4 protein-coding genes are annotated in these 6,302 nt (G+C 44.8%); 1 reads left to right on the top strand and 3 read right to left on the bottom strand.

Features of this window, described 5'->3' with window-relative positions; all coding sequences use genetic code 11:
- Positions 1–110: 110 nt before the first annotated feature.
- A complete protein-coding gene (ilvY, locus tag Q1A70_RS11285) occupies positions 111–1,001 on the bottom strand; it encodes an HTH-type transcriptional activator IlvY (RefSeq protein WP_299690872.1) in 891 nt (296 codons plus the stop codon).
- Between the two features lie 145 nt (positions 1,002–1,146).
- On the opposite strand from ilvY, the gene ilvC reads away from it, so the two are divergent.
- Complete coding sequence (gene ilvC / locus Q1A70_RS11280; protein WP_299690874.1) at positions 1,147–2,631, top strand: ketol-acid reductoisomerase; 1,485 nt, start codon at positions 1,147–1,149, stop codon at positions 2,629–2,631.
- A gap of 163 nt (positions 2,632–2,794) precedes the next feature.
- Here the strand turns inward: ilvC and Q1A70_RS11275 are convergent, their stop codons facing one another.
- The gene (locus tag Q1A70_RS11275; protein WP_017061964.1) at positions 2,795–3,046 is read right to left on the bottom strand and encodes an accessory factor UbiK family protein; all 252 of its coding nucleotides are present in this window, start codon (positions 3,044–3,046) and stop codon (positions 2,795–2,797) included.
- Positions 3,047–3,165: 119 nt separating this feature from the next.
- The gene (locus Q1A70_RS11270) at positions 3,166–6,294 is read right to left on the bottom strand and encodes a multidrug efflux RND transporter permease subunit (protein ID WP_299690879.1); all 3,129 of its coding nucleotides are present in this window, start codon (positions 6,292–6,294) and stop codon (positions 3,166–3,168) included.
- Positions 6,295–6,302 lie beyond the last annotated feature (8 nt).

Below are 6,302 nucleotides of genomic sequence, written 5' to 3'. Positions count from 1 at the left end.
TTGTTGGCTAGCAAGCTTTTTGAAATCAATTGTATCGAGGCTGTCCATAGCGTCTTTTTTCACGAAGAAGTAACAGCTTCAATTAGATCATATTTTTACTTAGATTGGTATTAGTCCGTTAAATACTTTCCTTCTGCTACCTGCCAGAACGCTCGAATTAGAGGGTTATCTAACTGTGCTCGCTTGCAGCAAACACCCAACTCAAACGGTTTGATGGGTTCTATCTTTAAGCGTTCAACCTTATCTCTTACAGGGCTGTTATTAATCACAACATCTGGCGCAATACCCACCCCACAGCCTAGGGCGACCATACTTACTATCGCCTCATGGCCAGAAACTTGCGCGTATATGTTCGGCTTTATCTTCATTTTTTTAAACCAAGCGTTCGCACGTTCTCGTGCTGTGCCAGCTTCTGGGATAATGAAGGGTACTTCATTCCAATTTGGCTTATCAGATTGTAGTTGCTGGCTAAAGCTACTCACACCTGATGGAGTGATGACTGACAATGGTATTTCGCTAATGGTTTCGAAGTCTAATCTTGAAGGTAGAATATCTGGTTTCGCTGAAATCGCGATATCCGCTTCATCATTTAGGATTTTATCGATAGATTGAGCAGGATCACCCGTTGACAGTTTGAATTCAATATACGGATGAATCGCCCTGAATTCGGTTATGAGTTCAGGTAGATGGCTGTAGCTTGCTGTTACCGAGCAAAATATCCGAATTTCCCCTTTGAGCTCTTCCTCACCACCTTTCAAGTGAAGGTTGTATTGCTGCCACTCCCCAACAATGCTCAATGCCACAGGCAATAGGTGCTTCCCTGCAGGAGTGAGATCAACACTTCTATTATCTCTGATAAGCAAGGCTTGCCCTGTTTCTTCTTCAAGCTTTTGTACCTGACGACTCAGTGCTGAAGGACTGACATGCATAGCAGCAGCTGTTTTGCTGAAACTCTTGCTATCACATAAATGTATAAATAATTGTAGAGATTTTATGTTCATATCTGATGAGCGTTTCCATGTTGCATTTATTGCAATAACTACTTGTGAATATATCACTTTCAGCAACAGATAGTCTGATTTAGTATGAAGTCATTCGATAGAGAGATATCGACCTTATGGACTTATTTTAAAGGAGTGCCTTCAAATGGCTAACTATTTCAATACATTAAACCTTCGTGAACAGCTAGACCAACTAGGTCGTTGCCGCTTTATGGATCGTGAAGAATTCGCGACAGAAGCCCAGTATCTTGAAGGTAAAAAAATCGTAATTGTTGGTTGTGGTGCTCAAGGCCTAAACCAAGGTCTAAACATGCGTGATTCTGGTTTAGACGTATCTTACGCTCTACGCCAAGCAGCAATTGATGAAAAGCGTCAATCATTCAAAAACGCTGATGAAAACGGCTTTGTTGTGGGTAGCTACGAAACGCTAATCCCAGAAGCAGACCTAGTCATCAACCTTACTCCTGATAAGCAACACACCAACGTTGTTGAAACTGTAATGCCTCTAATGAAAGAAGGTGCTGCACTTGGTTACTCTCACGGCTTTAACGTTGTTGAAGAAGGCATGCAGTTACGTTCTGACCTTACGGTTGTAATGGTTGCTCCTAAGTGTCCTGGTTCTGAAGTGCGCGAAGAGTACAAGCGTGGCTTCGGTGTACCAACACTGATCGCTGTTCACCCAGAAAATGACCCTAAAGGTGAAGGTTGGGATATCGCTAAAGCTTGGGCTGCGGGTACTGGCGGTCACCGTGCAGGTTGCCTAGAGTCTTCTTTCGTAGCGGAAGTGAAATCTGACCTTATGGGTGAGCAAACTATCCTTTGTGGCATGCTACAAGCGGGTTCTATTGTATCTTACGAGAAGATGATTGCTGACGGTATTGAACCAGGCTATGCAGGTAAGCTTCTACAATACGGTTGGGAAACGATCACTGAAGCATTGAAGTTCGGTGGTGTCACTCACATGATGGATCGCCTATCTAACCCAGCTAAAGTAAAAGCGTTTGAGCTTTCTGAAGAGCTTAAAGACCTAATGCGTCCGCTTTACAACAAGCACATGGATGACATCATCTCTGGTCACTTCTCTAGCACTATGATGGCTGACTGGGCGAACGATGACGTGAATCTATTGGGCTGGCGTGAAGAGACTGGCGAAACGGCATTCGAAAACTACCCTGCTTCTAACGTAGAAATCTCAGAGCAAGAGTACTTTGACAACGGTATCCTAATGGTTGCTATGGTTCGCGCCGGTGTTGAACTAGCATTCGAAGCGATGACAGCATCAGGTATCATTGATGAGTCTGCTTACTACGAGTCGCTACATGAGCTTCCACTAATCGCAAACACCGTAGCTCGTAAGCGTCTTTACGAAATGAACGTTGTGATCTCTGATACTGCTGAATACGGTAACTACCTATTCGCTAATGTAGCAACTCCACTGCTACGTGAGAAGTTCATGCCTTCAGTAGCAACGGACGTCATCGGCCGTGGTCTAGGTGAAACATCTAACCAAGTTGATAACGCTAAGCTAATTGAAGTAAACGAAGCTATCCGTAACCACCCTGTAGAATACATTGGTGAAGAGCTACGTAGCTACATGAGCGACATGAAGCGTATCGCTGTTGGCGGTTAATCTTCCAGTTCATCACTGAATAAAAACAGCCCTGAACATTTGTTCGGGGCTTTTTTTATGCTTACAACTATTTTACCTGTGAAGGCGTGATAGATTGAGAAAAAAATAAAGGCTTACCCGAAGGTAAGCCTTTATTCGAACTTCAACTAATTGAAACGAATGACTATTTGTCTGAAAGCTTCGCTTCTAGTTCAGCCAGCTTTTGTTCCATTTCAGTGAGCTTTTGGCGAGTGCGAAGCAGTACCTGTGTTTGAACATCAAACTCTTCACGGCTCACAACGTCTAGTTTGTTGAGTTGGCCTTGGATAACTTGGCGAACTTTTTGGTCTACGTCTGAACCAAGCTCTTTTACTGGTTGAGGCATAGAATCGTGGATCTGCTTAGCAATCTGCTCTAGTTTTTTTGGATCAAACATATCATTTAAAACTCCTGAATATTTATCACTATTCTATTTAATCACACCAAAAATGTCGCCTATGGCGTACAAAAAAAGGCCACCGAAGCAGCCTTTTTATTGTTAATACGACAGGGAGATTACTTATTGTTAGCTAATTCTCTGTGCGCCGCTTTTGCTTCATCAACTCGAGCCAGTTTTTCGAGATCTTTATCTTCGAGGAAAACTGGAATTGGTTTATGTTTTTCAGCTAAGTAGCTATAAATAACCGGCAGTACAAACAGCGTAAACAGCGTACCAATCGCCAGACCAGCAACGATAACAATACCGATACTAAAGCGCTGAGCTGCACCCGCACCCGTGGCGTACATCAATGGGATCAGACCTGCAATCATCGCTGCTGTTGTCATTAGGATTGGACGTAGACGTACCTTCGCCGCCTCCATAACCGCCTCTTTGCGTGATAATTTATTATGCAGCTGCTCTTCTTTTGCTACCTCACAGATCAAGATACCGTGCTTGGTAATCAGACCAACTAAGGTAATCAAACCCACTTGCGAGTAGATGTTCATCGTTGCCGCACCCCAAGCGAGCGCAATCAATGCGCCACATATTGCGAGCGGTACCGATACCATGATAACCAATGGATCTTTCAACGACTCAAATTGAATCGCCAGAACCAAGAAGATGATCGCTAGTGCTAAACCGAACGTCACATACAGTGCGCTGCCTTCTGTTACAAACTGACGCGACTCACCCATGTAGTCATGGTTATAGCCGGCAGGTAATTTGGTTTGGGCAATGTTTTCAAACCAGTTTACCGCATCACCCATCGCCGCACCCGGCATTGGAACCGCACCGACCGTCGCTGAGTTTAGCTGGTTGAAGTGAGGAAGAGAGCGAGGGTCTGCCACCACATCAATTGTTACCAAGCTACCGAGAGGAACGGCATCACCATTGCTGGCTCGAACGTAGTAATGATTCATTGACTCTGGGTTTAAGCGAAATTTACGCTCAACCTGAGGGATCACTTCATAAGAACGCCCGTTGAGGTCAATACGGTTAACGTAACCATCCGACATCATGGTGCTTAGGGTGACACCGATATCTTGCATTGTTACCCCATAAGCGCCTGCCATATCTTTGTCAATTTGAATATTCATCGTTGCTGAATCGTAGTTCAAATCAAGATCAGAGTAGACAAAGAGAGGGCTATCTTTCACATCCGTTAATATATCGGTAGCGATAGCGAATAAGCTCTCAAAGCTGCTTGGTGTGGTAATAACAAACTGGATTGGTAGACCAGAACCAGCCCCTGGTAACTCAGGCATTTGGAACGCGGTCACTGCCATACCTGGGATATCTTGTAGCAATCCACTGATACGGTTCGTTACCTCAGATTGGCTAGCCTCACGCTCACTCCATGGCACCATAGTGGCAATACCAAATGCTTGGTTTGAGTTTGGCACACCAGTGAAGGATTGAGCGTATTGGATTTCAGGCTGGCTCACCAAGATATCGCTCACGTCGTCCATCGTGTTGCTTAGGTAGTCTAGGTTAGCATTTGATTGACCAGTACCAATCATCATCACTGCCCCTTTATCTTCTGCAGGGGCAAGTTCACTTGGGATGAATTTAAATAACATCGGCAAGCTTAAAAATACAATGACCGCAAAGCCAATGATAACCGGACGATGATCCATGATCGCATACAGCATCTTAGAATAACGGCCGGTCATACGATCAAGTACGCTGTGTACCTTCTGTTCAAATTTACTCGGCTGTGCATTTTCTTTTAGAAGCTTTGAACACATCATTGGAGACAGTGTTAAAGCGATGATCCCAGAAACAAATACGGCGCCAGCGAGGGTTAATGCAAACTCTTTAAACAGCGAACCCGTGATACCACCCATCATTGCGATAGGGGCATAAACCGCACCCAATGTCAGTGTCATTGCAATAACTGGTACTGCAATTTCACGGGTACCAATGATGGCAGCCCTGAAAGGAGATTCCCCCAATTTGACGTGTCGGTCGACGTTTTCCAGTACTACGATCGCATCATCAACCACGAGACCGATTGCTAATACCATCGCTAGCAACGTCATTAAGTTCCATGAGAACCCCATGACTTGCATCACCATCGCAACGCCAACTAGCGATAAAGGGATAGTTACGATAGGAATGATAACCGCACGCAACGAGCCTAAGAATAGCGTGATAACCACTAATACAATCAGCGCGGCTTCAACAATCGTGTGTATAACCTCTTGGATGGATTCATTAATCGCAATGGTTGAGTCATACATGATGTTCATGCTGATATTGCTTGGTAGGTTTCGCTCCAACTCAGGGTACAGCTGCATAACATCAGCAGCAATGTTGATAGGGTTAGCACTTGGCGCCGCATTGATGGCGGTTACAACCGTTTGTTTGCCATTGGCACTCGCGCGAACCACATCGTGGCTTTTTTCTAGTGAAACCTTAGCAATATCACCTAAGCGAACAATAGAACCGCCATTTTGACTGGTTTTGACCACCAATCTTTCTAACTCATCGGTATTGGTTACTTGGGTATTGGCACTGCCGTTGTACAGCATAAACTCACCAATTGCTTGGCCAGTTGCTGATTGGTAGTTGTTTGCATTAAGCACCGTCATCACATCAGTGGCTGTCAGATTTAATGCTGCCATTTTTGCAGGGTCGAGCCATACACGTAATGCGTATTTGATCCCGCCGTACAAGTCGACCTTTGATACGCCATTAACGGTAAACAGTTGTGGGTTAACCACTCGCTCAAGGTAGTCGGTAATTTGGCTTGCAGAGAGTTCGTCACTCGTAAAACCAATGTACATTACCGCCGTACTTGAGCCTGTCGACATGTCTACTGTTGGGTCTTCGGCTTCTTTAGGTAGCTGAGAACGAACCGAGTTGGTCTTGGCCAAGATATCCGACAGCGCGGCATTCGGGTCGGTATTGAGCTTCATATTGACCGTAATAGTCGAGCTACCGAGTACTGACTGCGACGTCATATAATCAATATTATCGGCTTGAGCGATCGCTTGTTCTAATGGCTGGGTTATAAAGCCTTGGATCAGATCGGCACTGGCACCGTAATAGCTCGTCGTGACCGTCACGATCGTGTTTGTCATGTCTGGGTATTCACGAACCTGCATTTTGAAGATTGCTTGAAAGCCAAGCAATGCGATCAAAAAGCTGATTGAAATAGCCAGAACCGGACGTTTAATAAAAACATCAGTAAAGCGCATGATTCCTC

The organism is uncultured Vibrio sp., assembly GCF_947488985.1.
Lineage (GTDB): Bacteria > Pseudomonadota > Gammaproteobacteria > Enterobacterales > Vibrionaceae > Vibrio.
This window is presented reverse-complemented; position numbering and strand designations above follow the sequence as displayed.